Source organism: uncultured Microbacterium sp. (assembly GCF_964244775.1).
Lineage (GTDB): Bacteria > Actinomycetota > Actinomycetes > Actinomycetales > Microbacteriaceae > Microbacterium.
Genome location: NZ_CAXTJR010000003.1, coordinates 267,448 through 290,347, shown reverse-complemented (window position 1 = coordinate 290,347; position 22,900 = coordinate 267,448). Strand labels below are relative to the sequence as shown.

General features: G+C 68.2%; 22 protein-coding genes. 10 read left to right on the top strand and 12 right to left on the bottom strand.

The genetic code is table 11. The features are described 5' to 3' along the window. Window positions 1–40 precede the first annotated feature (40 nt). A complete protein-coding gene (locus ACFE6Z_RS08400) occupies window positions 41–817 on the top strand; it encodes an SDR family NAD(P)-dependent oxidoreductase (protein WP_375385270.1) in 777 nt (258 codons plus the stop codon). 11 nt (window positions 818–828) lie between these two features. Here ACFE6Z_RS08400 and ACFE6Z_RS08395 read toward each other — a convergent pair whose 3' ends face one another. Genes ACFE6Z_RS08395 through ACFE6Z_RS08375 form a run of 5 tightly spaced genes read right to left on the bottom strand, consistent with a single transcriptional unit; the run spans window position 829 to window position 5,664 of the window. Further along, window positions 829–1,848: an MBL fold metallo-hydrolase gene (locus tag ACFE6Z_RS08395; RefSeq protein ID WP_375385269.1), complete on the bottom strand. Its 1,020-nt coding sequence runs from the start codon at window positions 1,846–1,848 to the stop codon at window positions 829–831. Window positions 1,849–1,859: 11 nt separating this feature from the next. Continuing rightward, on the bottom strand, window positions 1,860–2,774 hold the full coding sequence (locus ACFE6Z_RS08390) for an SDR family oxidoreductase (protein WP_375385268.1): 915 nt from the start codon (window positions 2,772–2,774) through the stop codon (window positions 1,860–1,862). A 2-nt stretch (window positions 2,775–2,776) separates the two neighbouring features. Next, window positions 2,777–4,066, bottom strand: a complete 1,290-nt coding sequence (locus tag ACFE6Z_RS08385; protein ID WP_375385267.1) for an acyl-CoA dehydrogenase family protein — start codon at window positions 4,064–4,066, stop codon at window positions 2,777–2,779. A gap of 1 nt (window position 4,067) precedes the next feature. Next, complete coding sequence (locus ACFE6Z_RS08380) at window positions 4,068–4,568, bottom strand: MaoC family dehydratase (protein ID WP_375385266.1); 501 nt, start codon at window positions 4,566–4,568, stop codon at window positions 4,068–4,070. 34 nt (window positions 4,569–4,602) lie between these two features. Further along, window positions 4,603–5,664 (bottom strand): phosphotransferase family protein, encoded by a 1,062-nt coding sequence (locus ACFE6Z_RS08375; RefSeq protein WP_375385265.1) that lies wholly within the window; start codon window positions 5,662–5,664, stop codon window positions 4,603–4,605. Between the two features lie 164 nt (window positions 5,665–5,828). On the opposite strand from ACFE6Z_RS08375, the gene ACFE6Z_RS08370 reads away from it, so the two are divergent. Continuing rightward, a complete protein-coding gene (locus ACFE6Z_RS08370) occupies window positions 5,829–6,803 on the top strand; it encodes an NADPH:quinone oxidoreductase family protein (protein WP_375385264.1) in 975 nt (324 codons plus the stop codon). Window positions 6,804–6,811: 8 nt separating this feature from the next. On the opposite strand, the gene ACFE6Z_RS08365 is transcribed toward ACFE6Z_RS08370, so the two are convergent. Next, window positions 6,812–8,431, bottom strand: a complete 1,620-nt coding sequence (locus tag ACFE6Z_RS08365; RefSeq protein WP_375385263.1) for an AMP-binding protein — start codon at window positions 8,429–8,431, stop codon at window positions 6,812–6,814. Window positions 8,432–8,550: 119 nt separating this feature from the next. Between ACFE6Z_RS08365 and ACFE6Z_RS08360 the strand changes: the two genes are divergently transcribed. Continuing rightward, the gene (locus ACFE6Z_RS08360) at window positions 8,551–9,162 is read left to right on the top strand and encodes a TetR/AcrR family transcriptional regulator (RefSeq protein ID WP_375385262.1); all 612 of its coding nucleotides are present in this window, start codon (window positions 8,551–8,553) and stop codon (window positions 9,160–9,162) included. A gap of 5 nt (window positions 9,163–9,167) precedes the next feature. On the opposite strand, the gene ACFE6Z_RS08355 is transcribed toward ACFE6Z_RS08360, so the two are convergent. Both ACFE6Z_RS08355 and ACFE6Z_RS08350 read right to left on the bottom strand, forming a co-directional pair. Further along, window positions 9,168–9,917, bottom strand: coding sequence for a CoA-transferase subunit beta (locus tag ACFE6Z_RS08355; protein WP_375385261.1), 750 nt, complete (start codon window positions 9,915–9,917; stop codon window positions 9,168–9,170). Beyond that, window positions 9,907–10,779 carry a CoA transferase subunit A gene (locus tag ACFE6Z_RS08350; RefSeq protein ID WP_375385260.1) on the bottom strand — a complete coding sequence of 291 codons (873 nt, stop codon included), beginning with the start codon at window positions 10,777–10,779 and terminating at the stop codon, window positions 9,907–9,909. The genes ACFE6Z_RS08355 and ACFE6Z_RS08350 overlap by 11 nt, the downstream gene beginning before the upstream one ends. A gap of 71 nt (window positions 10,780–10,850) precedes the next feature. Between ACFE6Z_RS08350 and ACFE6Z_RS08345 the strand changes: the two genes are divergently transcribed. Beyond that, the gene (locus ACFE6Z_RS08345) at window positions 10,851–11,549 is read left to right on the top strand and encodes a gamma carbonic anhydrase family protein (protein WP_375385259.1); all 699 of its coding nucleotides are present in this window, start codon (window positions 10,851–10,853) and stop codon (window positions 11,547–11,549) included. A gap of 16 nt (window positions 11,550–11,565) precedes the next feature. Here the strand turns inward: ACFE6Z_RS08345 and ACFE6Z_RS08340 are convergent, their stop codons facing one another. From ACFE6Z_RS08340 to ACFE6Z_RS08330, 3 genes are all read right to left on the bottom strand, one after another. Beyond that, window positions 11,566–12,309: an SDR family NAD(P)-dependent oxidoreductase gene (locus tag ACFE6Z_RS08340; protein WP_375385258.1), complete on the bottom strand. Its 744-nt coding sequence runs from the start codon at window positions 12,307–12,309 to the stop codon at window positions 11,566–11,568. Between the two features lie 96 nt (window positions 12,310–12,405). After that, window positions 12,406–14,043 carry a flavin-containing monooxygenase gene (locus ACFE6Z_RS08335; RefSeq protein WP_375385257.1) on the bottom strand — a complete coding sequence of 546 codons (1,638 nt, stop codon included), beginning with the start codon at window positions 14,041–14,043 and terminating at the stop codon, window positions 12,406–12,408. Next, window positions 14,040–14,966: an alpha/beta hydrolase gene (locus tag ACFE6Z_RS08330; protein ID WP_375385256.1), complete on the bottom strand. Its 927-nt coding sequence runs from the start codon at window positions 14,964–14,966 to the stop codon at window positions 14,040–14,042. Before ACFE6Z_RS08330 ends, ACFE6Z_RS08335 begins: the two co-directional genes overlap by 4 nt. 273 nt (window positions 14,967–15,239) lie before the next feature. Between ACFE6Z_RS08330 and ACFE6Z_RS08325 the strand changes: the two genes are divergently transcribed. From ACFE6Z_RS08325 to ACFE6Z_RS08310, 4 genes are all read left to right on the top strand, one after another. Then, complete coding sequence (locus ACFE6Z_RS08325; RefSeq protein WP_375385255.1) at window positions 15,240–16,451, top strand: ABC transporter substrate-binding protein; 1,212 nt, start codon at window positions 15,240–15,242, stop codon at window positions 16,449–16,451. Window positions 16,452–16,530: 79 nt separating this feature from the next. Continuing rightward, the gene (locus ACFE6Z_RS08320; protein ID WP_375385254.1) at window positions 16,531–17,388 is read left to right on the top strand and encodes a branched-chain amino acid ABC transporter permease; all 858 of its coding nucleotides are present in this window, start codon (window positions 16,531–16,533) and stop codon (window positions 17,386–17,388) included. Between the two features lies 1 nt (window position 17,389). Beyond that, window positions 17,390–19,213: an ATP-binding cassette domain-containing protein gene (locus ACFE6Z_RS08315; protein ID WP_375385253.1), complete on the top strand. Its 1,824-nt coding sequence runs from the start codon at window positions 17,390–17,392 to the stop codon at window positions 19,211–19,213. Then, window positions 19,206–19,943: an ABC transporter ATP-binding protein gene (locus ACFE6Z_RS08310; protein WP_375385252.1), complete on the top strand. Its 738-nt coding sequence runs from the start codon at window positions 19,206–19,208 to the stop codon at window positions 19,941–19,943. The genes ACFE6Z_RS08315 and ACFE6Z_RS08310 overlap by 8 nt, the downstream gene beginning before the upstream one ends. A gap of 30 nt (window positions 19,944–19,973) precedes the next feature. On the opposite strand, the gene ACFE6Z_RS08305 is transcribed toward ACFE6Z_RS08310, so the two are convergent. Then, on the bottom strand, window positions 19,974–20,807 hold the full coding sequence (locus ACFE6Z_RS08305; protein WP_375385251.1) for an SDR family NAD(P)-dependent oxidoreductase: 834 nt from the start codon (window positions 20,805–20,807) through the stop codon (window positions 19,974–19,976). Window positions 20,808–20,828: 21 nt separating this feature from the next. Between ACFE6Z_RS08305 and ACFE6Z_RS08300 the strand changes: the two genes are divergently transcribed. After that, window positions 20,829–21,680, top strand: a complete 852-nt coding sequence (locus ACFE6Z_RS08300; RefSeq protein ID WP_375385250.1) for an SDR family oxidoreductase — start codon at window positions 20,829–20,831, stop codon at window positions 21,678–21,680. Continuing rightward, entirely contained in the window at window positions 21,677–22,897 is a 1,221-nt protein-coding gene (locus ACFE6Z_RS08295; protein WP_375385249.1) for an acetyl-CoA C-acetyltransferase, read from the top strand. The genes ACFE6Z_RS08300 and ACFE6Z_RS08295 overlap by 4 nt, the downstream gene beginning before the upstream one ends. The last annotated feature ends 3 nt before the right edge of the window (window positions 22,898–22,900 follow it).

The window sequence follows — 22,900 nt, the reverse complement described above, 5'->3', positions numbered from 1 at the left end:
ACCAACCAAATGCTAGGTAGTTTCCTGATATCGTGAGTCTATGGCTGTCGACGCTGATATCCCCGGGTCCTTCTCCGCACGCGAGGGCACCGCGCTGGTCACGGGGGGCGCCGGTGGCATCGGCCAGGCGGTCGTGCGTGCCCTGGTTCGCGACGGTTCACACGTCGTACTCACCTACCGCAGCAGCGAGCCGACCGCACTCCTGGCCGAACTGGGCGACGCCGTCGAGGCTCTCCGGCTCGACCTCGGTGTTTTCCCGGCCGCCGAAGAACTCCTGAAGGACGTCACCGAGCGTCACGGCTCGGTGCACACCCTCGTGCACGCCGCAGGCCCCCATGTGCCGATGATGCACCTGTCCACGGTCGATCCGGCGCACTTCGCGCGACACCTGGCGGACGACGTCGTCGGCTTCTTCACCGTCGTGCACGCGGCGCTCCCGGCGTTGCGGGCGTCCGGCGGGTCGATCGTGGTCGTCACGACGGCCGCGACCCGGCGCTACCCCGTCCGTGACGGCCTGTCGTCGACACCGAAAGGCGCGATCGAGTCGCTCGCGATGGCGCTCGCGGCAGAGGAGGGCCGTTACGGCGTGCGGGTCAACTGCGTCGGACCCGGCATGCTGACGGACGGCATGGCCGAGCGGCTGATCTCGTCGGGCGACCTCGACGAGCGGGCCCTCGCCGTCGCGATGTCGAACATCCCGCTGCGCCGGTTCGGCTCGGCGGTCGACATCGCCGAGGCGGTGGCCTTCCTCGCGTCGCCCCGCGCCGGCTTCATTTCCGGGCAGAAGCTCGATGTTGACGGCGGCTTCGGCGTCTAGGAGCGCTGCAATCAGTCGTCGGTCGCGTCGCCCGTAAGTCGCCTGCCAGAGCGACCGCTGCGCACGAAGTCGCGGTGCAATTCCGTCTGGCGGAGCGCGGAGTGCAGCCAGAAGCCGGTCAGACCGTTCCATCCCGACGTCCACGTGACGCGGCGGGCGTAGTCCCACACCGAGGCGTCGCCCAGTTCGTCGACCAGAGCGGCGACCTCTCGGGTTCGGGTGAGGTGATGCTCCGCGATCTGGCGGCGTCGTTCCCCGAGGCCGGAGAAGCGGAACTCGTGGCCCGGCAGCACGGTGAACTCGTCGAACGGTGCGAGCCGATCCAGTGAGTCGAGGTAGTCGCCGAGCGGGTCGCTCCCCGGCAGGGTGCCGATGCCGATCCCCGAGTAGATCCCCGGCAGGACGTGATCGCCCGAGTACAGGACGCGTCGGCCGTCATCGATCAGGCAGATGTGCCCGCTCGTGTGGCCGGGGGTCTGCACGACGCCGAGCACATGACCGGCGAGGACCACCGTGTCGCCGTCGCCCAGCATCCTGCTCGGCTCGAGGTCGTCGACCAGCGACGGCCGCCCGAACGACGCGGACAGTTCTTCGCGCCGTTCACCGGGGACCTCCCACGCGTCCAGGACCGACGCGTATGCGTCGAGATCGAGCCGAGCGGGCGCGGTCTCCTGCGCCAGGACCTCTCGCTCGGTCGCGGACAGCATGACCTCCGCGCCGCTGATCTCACGCAGCCGACCGGCGGCGCCGAGGTGGTCGGGGTGGAAGTGCGTCGCGATGACGGTGCGCACATCTTCGAGGCGTCTGTCGAGTCCGGACAGAGCGTCGGTCAGGGCATGGATGACGTCGGGATGATCCCATCCGGGATCGATGACGTGCACACCGCCATCGGGCGAAAGCAGGACGTAGCTCAGCGTGTGCGGGATCGTCCCCTCGGGGATCGGAACAGCCACGGCCCAGACATCCGGGGCGACTTCCTCCGGCGTGGGGCGTCGCCCCGCGCTCCAGGCCGCCGCCTGGGCGCTGCTCAACGAGCGGATCGTCACGAGTGGACGCCGCCTGAGACGACTTCCGCCCTTGCGCCCATCAGGGCAGTGATGGCCTCGCCCGCGTCCGTCGGGCGCCGTCGCTGTGCCACGACATCGGTTCCCGCGTAAGACCAGCCGTCGAACAGCCGGATCTCGCCGCCCTTCACGTAGAAGATCTGACCGGTGACCTCGCTCCGGTCCGACAGGAGCCAGGCGACGGTCGGCGAGACGTTCGCGGGGTCGAAGATGTCGAACTCGTCGGGATCCGCCGGCGCCTTCACGAGTTCGGCGACACCCGGCGCGTTCTGCGTCATCCGGGTGCGGGCCACCGGCGTGAGCGCGTTCACCCGGACGCCGTAGCGGCCGAGCTCCTGCGCGAGGATCACCGTCGCGCCGGCGATGGCCGACTTCGCCGCACCGTAGTTGGACTGACCGACCTGGCCGATCAGGCCCGAGGTCGACGACATGGAGACGACGGATGCTCTGACCGGCCTGCCCGCTTTACTCTCGTCGCGCCAGTAGGCGGCCGCGATCTGGGTGGGGCAGAAGAAGGACTTCAGGTGGTTGCGGATCGCGTTGTCCCAGTCGTCCTCGGTCATGTTGACGAACATGCGGTCGCGCAAGACGCCGGCGCTGTTGACGAGACCGTCGAGCCGCCCGAAATTCTCGAGCGCGAGGTCGATGGCCGATCGGGCCCCGTCCATCGTCGCCACATCCGCGGCCGAGGCGATGGCCGTTCCGCCCGCGCGAGTGATGTCGTCCGCGACCGCTTGCGCGACGGCGGCGTCGGCGCCCGTGCCGTCCACCGCGCATCCCAGGTCGTTGACCACGACCTTCGCTCCCTCGCCGGCGAGGGCCAGGGCGTGCGCGCGTCCGAGGCCTCCGCCCGCACCGGTGATGACGATGACTCGATCTTGCAGCAGGTTCATTCTCATTCTCCAGATTCGAGCGCTTCGAGCGCTTCGGCGAACTGCTCGGCGGCGGCCGCGCGGCGGGTGGGGATGTGCTCGCTCGGCACGTCGCGCGGGGTGTAACCCCGCAGCACGCGTCGCGCGACGGCGACTTTGTGGACCTCGTCGGCGCCGTCGACGAGGCGCGCCTGCCGGGCCTTGCGGTACATGAACTCCAGCGGCATGTCGGTCGAGAAGCCGAGGGCGCCGTGCACCTGGATCGCACGATCGATGATCTCGTGCAGTACTTTCGCGCCGGAGTACTTCACCATGGCTATCTCGGTGCGGGCCTCTTCGGCACCGACCTGGTCCATGCGCCAGGCGGCGTACAGGGTGAGGAGGCGGATCTGCGTCAGGTCGGCGTATGAGTCGGCGATCCAGGTCTGCACCATCTGCTTGTCGGCGAGCGTCGACCCGTGCGAGAAGCGCGAGACGGCGCGCTCGCACATCATGTCGAAGGCGCGCGTGGCCTGGCCGATCCAGCGCATCGCGTGATGGATGCGGCCGGGGCCGAGTCGTTTCTGGGCGAGGAGGAAGCCGTCGCCGACCTGCCCGAGGAGATTGCCGTGCGGAACGCGCACTTCCTCGTAGAGGATCTCGGCGTGGTTGCCGTATCGCCCGAACGCGGCGTGCGGGTGATCCATCGTCGGCACGTCTCGCACGACCTTCACTCCGGGCGTTTCCCGCGGCACCACGAACATGGAGGCGCGTCGATGCGGAGCCGCGTCGGGATCTGTGACCGCCATCACGATGAGGATGTCGGCGATCGAGCCGTTCGAGGTGAACCACTTGCGGCCGGTGATCACCCAATCGCCTCCGTCGCGCACCGCGCGGGTGGTCAGCAGTGTCGGGTCGGAACCGGCGGAATCCGGCTCGGTCATCGAGAATCCGGAGCGGATCGTGCCCGCCAGCAGCGGGTACAGCCAGCGCTCCTTCTGGTGTTGGTCGCCGCCGAGCGCGATCAGCTCTGCATTGCCGGAATCCGGCGCGTTGTTGCCGAAGACGAGGGGCGCATAGAGCGTGCGGCCCAAGACCTCGTGCAGGAGGGCCAGCGCGACCTGCCCCATCCCCTGGCCTCCGAGCTCGGGAGTCAGGTGCGCGGCCCAGAGCCCGTTCGCCTTCACTTCGTCCTGGAGCGGCGCGATGATCCGCAGAAGGTCGTCGTGTTCGAGATCCAGCGTCTCGAGGGGCTCGATCCTCGCCTTGACGAATTCGGTCGCCCAGGCCAGCTTGCCCGCGAACTCGGGATCGGTCTGGAAATCCCAGCTCATCTCACGCCATCCATCTGTTGAGCGTCTCCACGACGCATCCGGGTTTGGCGGAGCCCTCGATCTCGGCGGTGATCCGGATCTTGGCCTGCACGCCGCCCGGGACATCGGTGCATTCCAGGATCTCGCCGCGCCCGCGGACGCGCGACCCCACGGTCACCGGCGCCGGAAAGCGCACCCGGTCGGACCCGTAGTTGATCCCCATGCTGATCTCTTCGACGGTGATCAGCTGGGGGAGGAAGTAGTTGCACAGCGACAGCGTGAGGTAGCCGTGCGCGATCGTGGACCCGAACGGCGAGGATGCTGCCCGCACGGGGTCGACGTGGATCCACTGGTGATCGCCGGTCACGGCGGCGAAGCCGTCGATCCGCGCCTGGTCGATCTGCAGCCATTCGGTGGGGCCGAGCTGCGCGCCCACGGCCCGCCGCAGCCCGTCCAGCCCGCTGACGATCAGAGGCCCGGTCGCTGCCGTCTCGGGGGCGCCGTCGATGTACGGAGTGGTCATCTCATTCCTGCCTTCTGTGTTCGTGGGGTGAGCGTTACGGGAGCCCCGCGGCCGAATCGAGTGCCTGTTCGGTCAGGTCCGCCAGCCGCTGCACTTGGCGGTGGAACCGCTCGGATGCCACGGAGTCCATCGAGCCGTCCCGCTCCGACCTGTCGACCACACCGGCGACGATGCAGGCGAGCTTCCAGTAGGAGAAGGCGAGGTACGACCCGATCGCGGCGAGATCCCGGCCAGACGCCGCGGCGTACCTGTCGAGGAGCTCCTGCCGGGTCGCGAAGCCCGGCACGCGCGTCGGCGGGTCCTGGAGGGCGGTATGCCGGTCGCCGGGTTCGGCCCAGTACGCGATCATCAGCGCGACGTCGGCCAGCGGGTCTCCCACCGCAGACAGCTCCCAGTCCACGATCGCGCGGAGAGTGCCGTCCTGGCTCAAGATGCAGTTGTCGAGTTTCGGATCGCCGTGCACGAGTGCGACGTGGTGCTGCGGCGGAACCGCCCGGCCGACGCGCTCGCCGAGCGCGACGAGGACGTCGCGGTGCCGGCCGCCGCCCGAGGTCATCTGCCGCGTCCACCGGCGCAGCTGTCGGCCGACGTAGTCGCCTTCGCGGACGAGATCACTCAGCCCGAGTTCCTGCGGCGACAGCGCGTGCAGTGCGGCCAGGGCATCCACGAGTGAGTATCCGGCGGCCGCGCGCGCAGCGGGCGTCGCCTCGCCTGCCGCGGCGGAGCCGCGCAGCACCGCGCCCTCGACGAATTCGAAAGCGGCGAACGGCGCCCCGGCCACCCCACCGTCCGCATCCGTGGCGAGCACGCGCGGTACCGGCACGGCGTCGCGGAGCGAATCGATGATGCGCGCCTCGCGCACGACATCGTGTGCGGTGGCCAGCAGCGTCCCCGGCGGGGGCATCCGCAGCACGACGCGCTGCTCGCGCGCATCGGTCGCGAGCAGTGTCACATTCGACCGCCCGCCGGCGATGAGAGTGAACGCGGTCGGAGCCGTCCACCCGTCGAGCGCATCCGGAAGCCACTGCTCGAACGACGCGAGCGTGGCAGCCGGAGGCAGGAGCGCGTGCGATGACGGGATCGACTCGCGGGTCATCATCGCGCTCCTCTCGCCGCCGCCGTCGGGGCAATGGGAACAACCTATCACTTGCTTGGTGGCTGGGTATACCCGGCGGGCCGCGCCTGCGGGAACGTCGACGCACTCGGGAAGGAGCGTGGTACGGTAACCAAGCACATGCTTGGTTACCGAAGGAGCTCTCCATGAAAGCGCAGATCTGCCGTGAGTTGAGCGATCCGCCGGTGTTGCACTTCGAGGAGATCGACGACCTTCGCCCCGGCGCACGCGAAGTCCTCATCCAGTCGCACGCCGCCGGAGTGAATTTCCCTGACGGCCTCGTACTGGCGGGCACGTATCAGACCAAGCCCGCCCTCCCCTTCATCCCCGGCTCGGAGGTGGCCGGCGTGGTCGAAGCAGTCGGCGACGGCGTGTCGAATGTGGCCCCCGGCGACCGGGTGGCGGCGTTCTCGACGCTCGGCGGCTACGCGACCCACGCGGTCGTCGCGGCCAACATGGTCTTCCCGATAGCAGCGTCGATGCCGTTCTCGGATGCCGCCGGGTTCGTCGTGACGTACGGCACGTCATGCCACGCGCTCGTAGATCGGGCCCAGCTAGCCAACGGCGAGACGCTGCTGGTCCTCGGTGCGTCCGGCGGAGTAGGCCTCGCGGCGGTCGAGATCGGCGCCGCGCTCGGCGCGAACGTGATCGCGGCAGCATCCACTCCCGAAAAGCGGGAGCTGTGCCTGGCGCACGGCGCCTCGCTCGCGATCGACTACTCGCAAGGCGATCTGCGCGACACGCTCAAGCGGGTTGCTCCCGGCGGCATCGATGTCGTCTACGACCCGGTGGGGGGCGCCGCGGCTCTGACCGCCGCCCGCAGCCTGGCGTGGGGGGGCCGCTATCTCAGCGTCGGATACGCGTCGGGCGACATTCCCGAGGTCGGAATGAATCGATTCCTCATCGTGAGCGCCACGCTCCACGGCGTTCTCTGGGGGGCCTGGGCGCGGAAGAACCCCGCGGCGAACGCCCGCAACTTCGCGAGGCTGTTCGAATGGTACGAGCAGGGTGCGCTGCGCCCGCACACGAGTGCCACCTTCCCGCTGGAGGATGCTGTGGCCGCGCTCGAGGTCGTGATGGGCCGTCTCGCCCTCGGGAAGGTCGTCCTGGACGTGCGGTGACCGCCGCGTCAGGCGCGTCCTTCTGCGCCCTTCGGCAGCTGGGCCTTCATGATCTTGCCGGTGGCGTTGCGCGGAAAGTCTTCGACGAACACGAACTCGCGCGGAACCTTGAAGTTCGCAAGGCGGTCACGGCAGAACGCGGTCAGAGCGGCCGCATCGGGGCGCTCGAGCGCATCCTGGCGGAGGAGGACGAATGCGCGCCCGACCGCGCCCAGCCGCTCGTCGTCGACTCCGATGACCGCGGACTCGTTGACCGCGGGATGCTGTCGGAGCACGTTCTCGACCTCGGCGGGGTACACGTTGAACCCGCCGACGATGAACATGTCCTTCAGCCGATCGGTGATCTTCAGGCAGCCGTGCTCGTCGAGGCGCCCCACGTCTCCGGTGTGGAACCATCGGTCGTCGTCGATGGCCGCCCGCGTCGCCGCGTCGTCCTCGAAGTAGCCGAGCATCACGTTGTCGCCGCGCAGCAGGATCTCACCGTCGGCGCCGACCGGGAGGTCGTCGCCGCGTTCGTCCACGATGCGGATCTCGGTTCCCTCCACTGCGGGCCCAGTCGTCTGACGGATGTGCTCCAGCGAGTCGCCCGGGCGCGAGATCGTCGCGACGATGCACTCGGTGAGTCCGTACGCCTGCGCAACGCGCTGGAAGCCCAGGATCTCGACCATGTCACGGAAGAGCGTCTCGGGGGCTGCGGTCGCCCCCGCGATCGCGAACCGCAGCGACGACAGGTCGTATTCGCTGCGCCGAGGGTGATCGATCAGGGTCGTGAAGATCGTCGGGACTCCGGGCAGGACGGAGATCCGCTCCGACTGCACGAGCTCGAGCAGTGCGTCGGGATCGAAGGTGGCCACCGGATAGATCGTCGCGCCGGTCACCAGGCTCGCCACGATGCCCGCCTTGTAGCCGAAGCCGTGGAAGAACGGGTTGACGACCGCGTACCGGTCCTCTGGAACGAGGTCGGCACCGTTCGCCCACGCACGCGCCACGCCGATCGTCTGACGATGCGCCGTCATGGCGCCCTTGGGCAGCCCGGTCGTTCCCGAGGTGAACAGGATGTCCATCACATCGTCGGGCTCCACCTCCGCGAGCGCCCGTTGCAGCGTCGCGTCATCGATGGCCCGTCCGCTGTCCAGGAACTCGCTCCAGTCCATCCCGAGCGGGCCGTGGGGTCGGGAACCGAGTCCGACGATCCGCGTCAGGTCCGGCAGCCCGCCCGACACCGGATCGGCCACGAGCGATTCCTCCACCGCGCGCGTCAGGATCGCCGAGAAGCTCTTCCCCAGGAATCCGTCGCTCACCACGAGGACGCCGGCGCGCGACCGGCCCAGGACGGCAGCCCCCTCGGGCCCGGTGAATCGCGTGTTGATGGGAACGATCGCCGCGCCGATGGACTGGGCTCCCAACATCGCGAGGATATAGCCGATCGTGTTCGGCGCCCACAGCCCGACCCGATCGCCGCGGCGCACTCCGTTGGCGAGGTAGGCGCGCGACACCTCGTGCACCCGCTCCTCCAGCTCTCCGTACGTCACGATGTCGCCGGCGTCGACGATCGCGGGATGTCCGCCGAGTCGCCTCATATCCGCCAGCAGCGCGGGTACCGTCTGTGCATCGGAAGGTCTGTTCACCGTCATCCCCTCGGTTCGGCGCCGGTCGTCGGTGCGTGGTGTCCGTGTCCACTCCCGCTCGGCGGGCGGATGGGGCAGGATAGAGCAAGCGCTTGTCCCAATCGGCTGGAGGAACCCCCATGGCAGTGACCCCGAGGGTGACCCGTCCAGACCAGGTGTCCGAGCGACGCACGCAGATCCTCGCGATCGCGGCGAAACTCATCGCTTCGCGAGGCTATTCCGCGACGACGGTGCGCGACATCGCGGATGAGGCCGGCATCCTGTCCGGAAGTCTCTATCATCACTTCTCCTCGAAGGAAGCGATCCTGCAGGAGGTCTTGCGCGAGTTCCTGGATGAGCTGGTCAGTCGCTTCGAGGAGATCGCCGCCACCGGCGGCGGACCACGGGTCGTGTTGGACCGCCTCATCGAGCATGCATTCTCCGCGATCGAGCGGCAACCCGACGCGGTCGGTCTGTACCAGAACGAGGCGGCCTTCCTGTCCACGCAGCCGGGCTTCGAGTTCGTCGCCGAGCGGGGCCACCGCGTCGAGGAGATCTGGGTCGAGCAGATCACGGCCGGCCAGGCCAGCGGGGTGTTCCGCAGTTCGATGGATCCCGCCATCGTCTACCGTTTCGTCCGCGACGCGCTGTGGTCGACCATCCGCTGGTTCCGCCCCGGTGGGCACCACACGGCGGCCAGCGTCAGCCTGCATTTCCTGGACTTCCTGCACAACGGACTCCTCGTCGACTGACTCGCTCAGTCCGGGACTTCCTTCGACCGGGTGTCGCGCGGGTCGAGCACCTCGCGGATGAGACGAAGCTCCTCGTCATCGGGGATGCGCGTCAGGGGCGCAGCGTCGACATCGAGCGCGAAGCCGGTGTTCTCCCGGACGGTGGCGGGATCGACGCCGGGGTGGATGGACTTCACGGCGACGCGGCCATCGGCGTCGTAGCCGAGCACCGCGAGGTTCGTCACGATGACCCCGAGGTGGTGGAAGCGGTGCGCGGGCGCGCCCGCGCGGGCGCGGTCGTTGCCCACGCCGGAGACGAGGTCGACCGCTTCCACGAACACGCGGGCCGAGTGGCGCGCGATCCAGTAGTCGACGCGGTGGTTGACGGTGTTCCCCGGAGCCCCGCGCACGCCGATGAGCTGTCGGGTCGGGCGCTGCCAGTCGCCGATCAGCGCGATGTTCTGATTGCCGTAGCGATCGATCTGGCTCGCGCCCATGATGCTCTGCCTGCGGCCTGAGGCGACGACGTCGAAGACGCGGCGGAACGGCATCCAGGCCTCGATGACGGGCGCTGCCGCGGAGTCGGCCGTCGGGGGGGCCTTCACCAGGAAGGCATCGCTGCTGAGCATCAGGTCGGGGGCGAACGACAGCTTTGCCAGGCGCGCTCCGAACGTCGGCACCACGCCCACGGCGTGGGCCAGCAGCTCGCCCGAATCCCGGTAGGTGTCGGCGCAGGCGGCGATGCACACCTCGGCGCGAGTGACTTCAGTTGTCATGACTCTCCCTTTCGGCGTGGAAGGCGGCGATCGCGTCCTGGTAGGCGGCTTCATCCGATGCGAGGAATCGCGCGTGGAAGTCTCGCCACGCCGCGGGATCCTTGGCGCTTGCGACGTAGTGACGTTGGAACACCTCATCGCGGTCGTAGTCGGGCTCGCACGTCGTGAAATGGGCTCCGTGAGGAGTCTCGACCACGGCGTGCGCATACATCCGGCTGAACAGCAGGGTGTGGAAGGTCCCCTCCGTGAGCAGGTCCTCCGTGGCGATGACCTTCTCGGTCGAGACGATCGTGCGCTGGGCCGCCATCGCGAACAGGTCGTCGAAATACGGGTCGGGGCCGAGGTACTGGGCGTTCCCGCGTGCGTCCGCGCGGTTCACATGCACGAGCGCGACGTCCAGCGGGAGCGCAGGCACCGCCATGTACACGTCGTCGCTGTACGGCGACGCCACCGTCTGCAGTCGCGGGTTCGCGACCGGCACGTCCGAGCCGAGTCCTGCCCGCAGGGGGAGGAAATCCAGTCTCTGCGCCGCTGCGCGGAGCCCGGCGACGAACATGCCCTCGTCGAACTCCTCGGTCTCGAATTCGCCGCGTCCCCGCGCTGCGGTGAAGAGCGGATCCAGCGGGATGCTGTCGAGCGACACGAAGCCGTAGACGAGCTTCTTGATCTTGCCCGCGTCGGCGAGCAGGCCGACGTCAGGGCCGCCGAATGCCACGACGGTGAGGTCGGTGACGTCCGAGCGGAGCAGCGCGCGGACGAGCGCCATCGGCTTGCGACGCGATCCCCACCCGCCGATGCCGATCGTCATCCCGCTCTCGATCGAGGCGACGGCGTCGCCGATGGTGGTCAACTTATCGGGCATCCTTGCTCCTTCGACCGGGCAGCGCCGCCGCGGCTGAACCTAGCGCTTGTTTGGGTTCCTACGTTAGCATGATGGCACACGGCGTCGAGCCGCACGACCACGGATCGCATCGGATGCTCGGCGCGCGAGAGGGACGGTGGTTCGGCATGACCTGCTACGAGATCGACGGCATCACGCCGGTGGTGGATCCGACCGCATTCGTGCACGAGAGCGCGAGCGTGATCGGAGACGTCATCATCGGTCCGGGGTGCTACATCGGCCCGCACGCGAGCCTGCGCGGTGACTTCGGCCGAATCGTCGTGGGCGAAGGATCGAACGTGCAGGACTCCTGCACGATCCACGCCTACCCCGGCGCAGACGCTGTGCTGGATCCGCACACTCACATCGGTCACGGCGCCGTGCTCCATGGCTGCACGGTCCACTCGTACGCCATGGTCGGGATCGGCGCGATCGTCCTGGACGGCGCCGAGGTCGGGGCGGACTCCCTCGTCGGTGCGGGAGCGCTCGTGACCGCGGGCATGATCGTTCCGCCCGCGAGTCTTGCGCTGGGGAGCCCTGCGCGCATCGTGAAGGAGCTCGATGCCGTCGCCGTCGAATGGAAGCGCAACGGTGTCGCGGTGTATCGGCAGCTCGCCGAGCGGAGCCGCGAGACCCTGCGACCCGTGCAGCCGCTGACGACGGTCGAACCGGACCGCAGGCGCGTGAGCGCCGGATCCGAGACCGCGCGGCCGCTGCACGAGCAACGCGCAGAGGGCGGCCAGGCACGGTGATCGCGGCGGCGTCATCTCACTGCGTGACCATCCAGCCGCCGTCGACCGGGAGGAAGACGCCGTTGATGTAGCTCGCTGCCGGCGAGAGGAGGAAGAGCGTCGCGTAGGCGATGTCGTCGGCAGACGCCATGCGCTGGAGGGGGATGCGGGCGAGCACCTGCTGACCCGTGTCGCTCTCGCGGAACCCCGCGAGCCGCGGGGTGTCGGTCATTCCAGGTGCGACACCGTTGCTGCGGAATTCGCCGGCACGGTAGGCCGCCAGATGACGGACGTACCCCATGATGGCCGCCTTGGATGCCGAGTACCACGCGCTCCCCGTGCCGATGAGGTTTCCCGCCACCGAGGTCGTGGCCACCATCGCGGCTCCGTCTCCGGGAGTGGTCCGAGCCCAGGCATCCGTCACGCGCCGCACGCTCCCGACGCAGATCTCGACCGCGCGATCGAACGGCAGGTCGGCGCTGGAGGCGGGGCCGGCGTTATTGTGCAGCAGCCGGATCGGCCCGAGTGCGGCACCGGCGTCCGCGATGCCGGCCTCGACGGCATCGTCGTCGCTGACATCGGCGACCCACCGGTGCACCTGTATGCCCGATGGTTCGAGCAGCGTGATGGTCTCGTCCAGGCCGACGGGGTTGAGGTCCCATGCGCTGACGGACAGGCCCATGGCGGCGGCGTGAAGAGCGGTCGCTCTGCCGATGCCGCTCCCGGCTCCGGTGATTAGGATCGATTCGCCGCGGGCGAAGCCGAAGTCGATGCTTCCCATGACACTCCTTCGTGACGGGTCAGGTGGCTCACTCTCCACCCACCAATCGCTTGATTGGTACTTCGATGATAGTCACGTTCGCGGTCCGGCTGCGGGTCAGGCGGAGGCCGGGGCGGGTTCGGTCGCCACGACGCTGAAGACGAACCCCTCGTAGCCGGCATCCGCGACCCTGTCGCAGGCATGGATGTACGGGCGGAATCCACCGATGAACGGCAGGAATCCGGCGGCTTTACCCGGGACGTTGGCTCCCGTGTACCACGAGCGCGCGCCGGCGAACAGCGTGCGTGAGGCACGGACGGCGATGTCGTCGGTCCATGCGCGGGCCGCGTCCTCGCGCGTCTCGACGGACGTGTAGCCGTGCGCGATCGTGTGGTCTACGAGTCTCAGTGCGAAATCTCCCTGCTGCTCGGAACCGATCGCCATGTTCGTGAGGACGGTGGGGCTTCCGGGCCCGTTGAGCATGATCAGGTTGGGGAAGCCGGGCACGGCCATCCCGAGATTCGTGACGACGCCCCCCTTCCATTCGTCGCGGAGCAGCCGTCCGGAGCGCCCACGGATGTCGATCGAGGTCAGCGCGCCGGTGAGCGCATCGAACCCGGTGGCGAAGACGATGACCTCCAGCGGCCGGAAGCCGGATTCGGTGCGGACGCCCTCCGCCGTGATCTCGATGATCGGATCGCGCCGCAGGTTGACCAGGGTCACGTGCGGGCGGTTGAACGTGTCGAAGTACCCGGAGTCGGTGCAGATCCGCTTCGTCCCGATCGCATGATCGCGCGGAGTGAGATCGTCGAGGGTCTGCGGGTCGCGGACGATCTCGGCCAGCTTTCCCTCGAAGAACCGCCGGGCGGCATCGTTCACCTCGATGTCGACCGTCTGGCGCGGGAAGGCCTTGCCGAACAGTACGCCGCCCCGCGTCCAGCGGTCCTCGAACACACGCGCTCGCTCCTGCTCGTCGGCCTCCTCGTAGGGAACGTCGTGAGCCGTCCACGGCGAGCCGGCGAGGGAGTCCCACGACACTTGCCGACGGTGCGGGTACTCCTCGAGCGCGTGCGTCCACTCATCGTCGTCGAGCTCTCGGTTCAGCGCCGGCACGCTGAAATTCGCCGTCCGCTGGTACACCACCAGCTCCGCTGCCTGGTCGGCGATGAGGGGTATCGACTGGATGCCCGATGACCCTGTCCCTATCACGCCCACCCTCTTGCCGTGCAGATCGACGGGTTCGTGCGGCCACGCCGCGGTCATCAGCACCTCACCGCCGAACGACTCGCGACCGGGGATGTCCGGGAGCAACGGGGTCGAGAGGCTTCCGGTCGCCATCACCAGCCAGCTCGCCGAGATCCGGTCACCGGCGTCGGTGGCGACGGTCCAGCGCTGGGCGTCGCCGTCGTCCCATTCGGCTGCGACCACGCGCGTGGCGAACCGGAACCGGCGCCGGGCGTCGAATCGGTCGGCGACGTGGGAGAGGTAGCGCAGGATCTCGGGTTGCGTCGCGTAGCGCTCGCTCCACCGCCACTCCTGCTGCAGCTCGTCGTCGAACGAGTACGAGTAGTCGATGCTCTCGACATCGCAGCGCGCGCCAGGGTACCGGTTCCAATACCAGGTGCCCCCGACATCCGCACCCGCTTCGATTCCGATGACAGTGAGTCCGCGGCGCGCGGCGTGGATGACCGTGTACAGCCCGGCGAAGCCCGCACCCACGACGATCACATCGGCGTGGGGGATCGGATGGGTCATGCGTCCTCCTCGGTGAACATGTGCGCGAAGTCGGCCCAGAGGAGTGCCGATGCCGCGATCCCCGGCCCGTACTCGGGGATCGTGAGGAACCCGTGGAACTGATCGGGGTAGGTCCGGTAGATGCAGGGCACGGCGCGATCCCGCAGGAGGCCCGCGTGGTCCCGCCCCTCGTCGTGGAGGGGATCGAGCCCGCCGGTCACCACTATTGCCGGCGGGAGCGAGACGGCCGCCGCCGCTGCTGCTGCCGTCGGATCGACGAGCGGGTCTGCGGCTCGGTCGGCGGGCGCCCCACCCAGATACGTCCTCCAGTAGAACTCCATCGTGCGAGCGGTGATGAAGTACCCCTCGCCGCGGGTACGGTAGCTCGCCGACGACATGCCGGGGTCGAGCATCGGATAGATCAGCACCTGTCCGACGAGCGGAGAGTCACCGCGTTCCGCGAGGGCGACAGCGGCGGATGCCGCGACATTGCCGCCGGCGCTGTCTCCCGCCACGACGATGCGGCGCCCCCAGTCATGTGCGCGCGTCCAACCGACGGCCGCGATCATGTCGTCGGTGGGGTCGGGAGCCGAATGCTCGGGTGCGAGGGCGTACTCGACCGAGACCACGACCGACGCCGTCGCCCGGCTCCAGCGTCGGCAGAACCCGTCGTGGCTCGCGATCGATCCGTGCAGGAATCCCCCGCCGTGCGCGTACACCGTCGCGGGGACGGAGGTGCGAGGGGCGTGCGGGAAATACACGCGGACCGTCACGGTTCGCGCGCCGCTGCGCACGGAGTGATCCTCGGTGCGTGCGACATCGTCCAGGTTCCGCGGCGGCGTGACCCTGGCGTCGACGACTGCCCGCGCTCGGGCCGGCGGCAGGCTCGCGATGTCGGGAAACTGCTCGTTGAGGAGCGCGAGCATCCGCTGGCTTTCGTTCATGATCTTCCTTGATCAACCCGTCTACACACCAGCGTGTCCAATCGGCACACGCCTGAGAGCAATATGACATGAGCGGCTGCGCGCAGGCGATTTCCCGCGGTTCGGCCACAGGATTTCGATGCGGAGAACCCCTTTCCGAATCCACCAAGCAAACGAGCGCTTGGTGGATTCGCAGATTCGTCTTATGCTGATGAAACCAAGCGTTTGATACCCCCACCAGCGGGGCACGCTTCGGACCCGCAGTTCCACTCAATGACGAGGAAGGTACGCATCATGCGTCGCACCACGGTCACAGCAGCCATCGCGCTTTTCGCGATATCAGGCTTAGCCCTTGCAGGGTGCGCCGGCGGCGCCACCCCCGAAGGCAGCGCATCGGGAGGTGGCGATCCCATCAAGGTCGCCGTGTTCGGCGGCATCGGCGCCGAAGGCATCCTGGCGAACAACTCCACCACCTCGGTGACCTCGGCCAAGGCATCGGTCGCAGCGGTCAACGCTGCCGGCGGCATCCTGGGGCGCCAGGTCGAGATCGACGTCATCGACGACACGGGCGATCCCACCGTCGCCGTCACCAAGCTCCAAGAGCTTCTCGCCGGAGACAACGCGCCTTCGGTGGTCATGAACTCGGGTCCGTCGACCGTCGCAGACGCGATGCTGCCGATCCTGACGCAGAACAACATCATCTCGTTCAACATCGGGCCCACCGCCACCTCCGGCGATCCCACGACGAATCCGTACAACTTCGACCTGTCGCCCAGCGCGCAGAACTACATCGACGCGTTCGTGCCCGAGATCAAGGACAGGAAATTCGACAGCGTCGCGGTCTTGCACGGTTCCAGCGCCTACGGCGAGCTGTTCGGCAAGCTGGCTGCCTCGACCTTCGCCGACTCGGGCCTGGACGTCACCGGTTCGCAGGGCTTCGACAACGCGTCCCTCGACATGACTCCGCAGTTGGAGGCGCTGAAGGAGACCAACCCCGACGTGCTCGTCCTCGACGCCTACGGTGCACCCCTCGGCTACGTCCTCCAGAGCCTCGACAAGCTCGGATGGACCGTGCCGATCATCGGCAACACGTCCGTGGCGGCCACCGGCCTCATCTCGACCGAGCCGCCGACCGGCGTGCTGGGTACGGCTCAGGTGAAGAACCTCACCATGCAGGTCTTCAACAGCACCGTCTACAACGCGGATGACACCGCCGTCAACGATGCGGTGAAGCTGATGCTCCAGAACGGCGAGATCAAGTCCTCGCTGATCAACGCCTACAACTACGACGCGATGTGGCTGGTGAAGGCTGCGGCCGAATCCGCCGGTTCGCTCGACGCCCAGGCGGTCGCCGATGCCCTGATCGATCCCGCGGTGCAGGATGCAGCAAAGACGGTCATCCTGACGAAGTACGGTTTCACTTCGGACTCGCACGCTCCCCACGCGGCCACCAGCGAGTACGCGTTCATCCCGCCGGGCAAGCTCGTGAACGGGCAGTACCAGTAAGTTCCTGCGAGGTGGTCCTGGGCGGCACGCCCAGGACCACTTTCCGCGCTGATAATGACGTGAGCGAGGACGGACGCCGATGACGATCATCTGGTCAGGCTTGGCACTCGGTGCGGTGTACGCACTGGTGGCCATCGGATACAACATCGTCTTCATCTCCCAGAAGACATTCAACTTCGCCCAGGCATCACTGATGATGCTGGGCGCCTTCATCACGTACGTCGGGATCGTGACGTGGGGACTTCCCTGGTGGCTCGTCGCCATCATCGCGGCCATCATCGTCGGCGCGATCGCCGCCCTCGAAGAACGCGTCGCGATCCGTCCGGTGAAAGACATGCACAACCTCCTGGTGACGACGCTGGGCGCGTCGATCATCATGGAGGGCGTCGCCCAGGTCATCTGGGGGGGCGAGCCCTATCGGGTGCCGTTCTTCCTCGGTGATCAGGTGCTCGACTTCTTGGGCGGCCGCGTGTACCCGGTCGAGATCGCTCTGATCGTGGTCGTCGTCCTGCTCGTGGTCGGCCTCACGCAGTTCGCCAAACGCAGCGTCATCGGCATCGCCCTGCTCGGCATGAGCGAGGACCGCGAAGCCGCCCAGCTGCGCGGCGTCAACGTTCGGCGGTTCGCGTTCATGGCCTTCGTCTTCACCGGTGTCCTGGCCGGACTTCTCGGCATCCTGGTCGGACCCAAGACATATGCGGTGGCGACGCTCGGCGCCTCTTTGGCCCTGAAGGGCTTCGTCGTGCTGGCGATCGGTGGTTTCGGGTCGCTCTGGGGCACGCTGGCCGGTGGCCTGATCGTCGGCATGACCGAGGCGCTCGCGACCCGGTACATCGGATCTGATTTCGCCAACGTCAGCGTGTTCCTCATCCTGATCGTGATCCTGATGGTCAAGCCGACGGGGTTGTTCACCCGACGCAAGGAACGGACGGTCTGACGTGGCTGCGCTCTGGTTGAGATTCCGCGCCCTTCCCACGTGGATCATTCCCCTCCTTCTCGGGGTCCTGCTGATCTTCCTGCCCTTCCTGGGCATGTCGTATTCGGTGACCCGCCAGGTCGAGCTGACCATCCTGCTCGCCCTCATCGTCTCCGGACTCAACCTGAGCCTGGGGTTCGCCGGCGAACTCGCGATGGGTCAGGTCGCGATGTACGCGGCCGGTGCGTATACCGCTGGGATGCTCAGTCGAGCCGGAGTTACCGAGATCTCGATCCAGCTGGTCGCGGGCGCGCTCGTGGCCTTGGCAGTCGGTCTCGTCTCGGGAATCCCCGGCCTCCGGCTCGGCGGCTGGTCGCTCGCGATGACCTCGTTCTTCCTGATCCTGCTTGTCCCCGACATCCTGTCGATCTTCAAGGACGCGACCGGCGGTCGCAACGGCCTGAGCGGTATCAAGCCGCCGGTGCTCTTCGGTCATCTGCTGGACGTACGCAGCTTCTACGTCCTGATCGTGGTCGTAGCCCTCCTGTGGTTCATCGTCATGCGCAACCTCGTCGTTTCACGGCACGGAACGGCGTTCCGCGTGCTCAAGCAGAGCCCGGTGCTGGCCACATCGATGGGCATCTCGGTGTTCCGGATGAAGCTGACCGCCTACGCGCTGGGCGCGCTCCCGGCGGGTATCGCCGGCGTGCTGTTCGCGAACCTCGATCGATTCATCTCGCCGGAGGCGTTCGCGTTCACGTTCGCGATGACCGTGCTCGCAGCATCCATCTTCGGCGGGTCGGCCAGTGTCTACGGCGCGCTCATCGGCGCCGCGGTGCTGCAGTTCGGCCTGAACCAGGCGACGAACTTCCAGCAGTACGGCCTCATCATCACCGGCGCCTTCCTGCTCTTCGGCGGCGTGGTGTTCACCGGGGGCATCGCGGGCCTGTTCCGCGGTCTCGTCCGACGCCTCGACAACTCCGCGCGGCGTGCGGTCGGCTACGTCGAGAAGCCGGCGGGCGACGCCGTCGTGACCAAGCTCGACGGCGCGATCCTGCAGGTCGATGGGGTGTCGAAGTCGTTCGGCGGCAACAAGGCGCTCTCCGAGGTCAGCATCGGCGCGGCTCCCGGATCGGTCACCGCGATCATCGGCCCGAACGGCTCGGGCAAGACCACGCTGCTCAACTTGATCTCGGGGTTCTATCGCACGGATGCCGGCTCCATCGCATTGGACGGAAAGCCGGTGCAGGGGGTCTCGTCGTTCCAGGTCGCCCGGGAAGGCGTCTCACGCACCTTCCAGACGCCGAACATTCCGGAGAAGCTGACGGTGCTGGAGGCTGTCGAGGCCGGCCGGTACGCCCACGACCGCGCCTCGGTGCTGCAAGCGGTGCTGCGGACGCCCCGATTCCGTCGCATCCGCCGGGACGATAGGGCCGAGGCCGAGCGGGCGCTGGCCCTCGTCGGACTGAGCGCGCAGCGGCACATCGATGCCGACTCGCTTCCGCTGGGCAACCGCCGTCTCTTGGAGGTGGCCCGCAGCCTCATCGGCTCGCCGAAAGTGCTGCTCCTGGACGAAGTGGCCTCCGGGCTCGACGAAGACGAGATCGAGGTCCTCGCCGAACTCATCACCCGGTTGCGCGCCGCGGGGCTGACGATCATCCTCGTAGAGCACAACTTCCAGCTCGTCCTACGCCTCGCGGACGACATCTACGTGCTCGCGCACGGCAAGGTGATCGCCCATGGCACGTCGGCCGAGATCGAACGCAACCCGCGCGTCATGGAGGAATACCTGGGTGTCGTGCTCGAGCCCGACATCGCGTCGGCGAACGGAGAAGGCGATGACTGAATCCGACGCCCCGCTGCTTCAGGTGGTGCACCTGGAGACCGGCTACGGCGATCTCCGGGTCGTGCGAGATGTCAGCCTCACCGTCCGCGGCGGCCAGATCACCGTCCTGCTCGGGCGTAACGGGGCGGGCAAGACCACGACGCTCCGTGCGATCTCGGGGCTCAACAAGACGGCGGGTGGCGAGGTCCGCTATCTCGGCGACAAGCTCGGCGATGCGCCTGCGTACCGCCGCGTCGCGCGGGGAATGGCCTACGTGCAGGAAGGCAAGCGCGTCTTCCGCGAACTCACGATCGAACAGAACCTCGTGCTCGGCGGCTTCTCGACGCGGGTGAGCAAGAAGAAGCTCATCGCCGCGGCGCAGGAGATCTATGAGATCTTCCCGATCCTCGGCGAGAAGCGCGCCCTGCCCGCCGCCAGCATGTCCGGTGGCCAGCAGCAGATGCTGGCGATCGGCCAGGCCCTCATGGCGAAGCCGCAGCTGCTCATCCTCGACGAGCCCAGCCAGGGCCTTGCTCCCGTCATCGTCGGCGAGGTCATGGAACGGGTGCACGCCCTGAAGGCGACGGGTATCGGCATCCTGCTGGTCGAGCAGGCCGTGCAGGACTCCGTCGCGATCGCCGACGAGGTGTCGGTGATCGAGATGGGGCGGACGGTGCTGAGCGGCCGCGCGGCCGACATCACGCTGGAAGACATCCAGGACGCGTACTTCGGCGCGGGCGCCGCCGTCTGATCGTGCGCGGCGGGCTGCCGCCTCGACGGCTCAGGCGTGGTCCGGCAGATTCGTCCAGCCGCGTGTGCCCGCCTTGCCGTACCAGCCGGACGCCGCCAGTGTGCCCCCGTCGACGGCGAGCGTCTGCCCGGTGACGAAGCGCGCATCGTCGGAGGCGAGGAAGGCGACCACGTCGGCGTAGTCGTCGGGGCGGCCGAATCTTCCGAGGGGGACCCACGAACGGATGAGGTCGGGATCACGACCGCCGAGCATCAGAGCGGCGGGCGTCTGCTCGGTGTCGGCCAGATCGGGGGCGACCGCATTGACGCGGATGCCGGAAGGCCCGAGTTCCACCGCGAGGCTCTTCGTGAAGGCGGAGACCCCGGCCTTGTACGCGGAGTACACCGCGCCGCCGGGGATGCCGCGGAACGCCTCTACCGTCGAGAGGTTCACGATCGCGCCGCTCCGGCGCTCCATCATCCCGGGCAGGAGGCGGTGGGTGACCGCGAACACGTGCCAGAGGTTGATGCGATGCAACGCGTCCCACTGCTCGGGGCTGCTCTTGTGGAAGACCGCCTTCGCGGGGCGGAAGTCGCCGACGTTATTCACGAGCACGTCCACGCGCCCCTCGCACCGATCCTGCACCGTCCGGGCGAGCGCATCGACGCCGTCCTCCGTCGTGATGTCGGCGACGACGACCGTGACGGTGCCGCCTTCTTCCTCGATGCTGCGGCTCGTCCGCCGTGCGGCTTCGTCATCGATGTCGAGGAGGACGACATGATCGCCCGAGGCGGCGAGCCGACGACTGACCGCCCCGCCGATTCCCAGGGCACCGCCGGTGACGACGCTGATTCGCGGATGCTGTGCTGCGGCGCCATTGCCCATAGTGCCAAACCTAGCATTTGGTTGGTAAGCTGGACAGATCGCGACGAGGCGAAGGAGCGGATCACGATGGCGTTGAGCATCGACTACGACGGCTGGGTCGTGCTGGTGACCGGCGGAGGACGCGGTGTGGGAGTGGGGATCGTGGAGCGCTTCCTCGAGGCCGGCGCGCACGTCGAATTCTGCGGGCGGAACGAGCCTGCCGACATCCCCCAATTCGCCGGCCGAGCCGCGCACTTCACCGCTGTCGACGTCCGCGACCCCGATCAAGTGGAGGCGTGGGTGCAAGACGTCGCCGCACGCCACGGCCGCATCGACGTCGTGGTCAACAACGCCGGCGGCTCGCCGTTCGGCCGGTTCGTCGATGGGTCGCCGCGTTACCTCCGGGCGATCACCGAGCTGAACTTCCTCTCCGTCGCGTTCATGGCGCGAGCGGTGTACCCCGTCTTCGCCCGCCAGGAGAACGGCGGCAGCCTCATCAACATCTCGTCCCTCAGCGGCCAGCGGCAGAGCCCCGGCACCGCGGTCTACGGCGCGGCCAAGGCGGCAGTCGAGAGTCTCACCGCCAGCCTCGCCGCCGAATGGGCGCCCCACATCCGCGTCAACGCCGTCAGGTGCGGCATGGTCGAGACCGAGGGCGCTGCGGGCCACTACGGCGATGAGGAAGGCTACGCGAAAGTCGCCCAGACCATACCGCGCGGGCGCCTCGCGCAACCCGCCGAGATCGGTGCGGCGTGCGTGATGCTCGCCTCACCGCTGTCCAGCCACATCACCGGCGCCGTCCTCGCCGTCGACGGCGGAGGCGAATGGCCTGCCTTCCTCGCCTACACACCCCACGCCGATACCGTCCTACGACCCGAGGGAGTCACATCGTGACAGAAGCCGTCATCGTATCCGCCGTACGATCCCCGATCGGTCGCGCGTTCAAAGGCTCGCTGCGCGAGATCCGGGCCGACGATCTCGCGACCCAGATCGTCCGAGCCGCACTCGACGCCGTGCCCGAACTCGACCCCACCACGATCGAAGACCTGATCCTCGGCTGCGCGCAGCCGGCCGGCGAGCAGGGCTACAACCTCGGGCGGATCGTCGCGATGCAGCTGGGGCTGGACGGATTGCCCGGCACCACCGTCCACCGCTACTGCTCGTCGTCATTGCAGACGACGCGAATGGCCTTCCATGCCATCAAGGCCGGTGAGGGCGATGTTTTCATCTCGGCCGGCGTCGAGACCGTCTCGAGATTCTCCGCGGGGAGGTCCGACGGGATGCCGGACACCAAGAATCTCCGTTACGCCGAGGCCGCCGAGCGCACCGCCCGCCTCGCCGCCGACCCGGACGCGGTGTGGTCCGATCCGCGCGAGCGGGGTGAGCTGCCCGACATCTACATCGCGATGGGCGATACGGCCGAGAACGTCGCGCAGCTGCGCGACGTATCGCGCCACGCGCAGGACGAGTGGGCCGTGCGCAGCCAGAACCGCGCGGAGGCGGCGGGTCTGCGCGGATTCTGGGATCGCGACATCACGCCGGTGCGATTGGGTGACGGAACGATCGTCGCACGCGACGATGGTGTGCGGGCCGGCGTCACTCTGGAGGGCATCTCGGGTCTGAAGCCGGTGTTCCGCGACCACGGCACCGTGACCGCGGCGAACTGCTGCCCGCTGAACGACGGGGCTGCCGCCCTGGTCATCATGAGCGACACCCGCGCGGCCGAACTCGGTCTGACGCCGCTTGCGCGCGTCGTCTCCACGGGCCTGTCGGCGGTGAGCCCCGAGATCATGGGGCTCGGTCCGGTCGATGCGGTGCGCCGCGCGCTCGCGAACGCGAAGCTGTCGGTGTCCGACATCGACATCCTCGAGATCAACGAGGCGTTCGCGGCTCAAGTGCTGCCGTCCATCGACGACATCGGCATCGACCCCGAACGCGTCAACGTCAACGGGGGCGCCATCGCGCTCGGCCATCCGTTCGGGATGACCGGCGCGCGCATCACGACGACGGCGATCCACGCGCTCCAGGAGCGCGACGAGCAGTTCGCGGTCGAGACGATGTGCGTCGCCGGCGGTCAGGGCATGGCGATGGTGCTGGAACGGCTGAGCTGACGC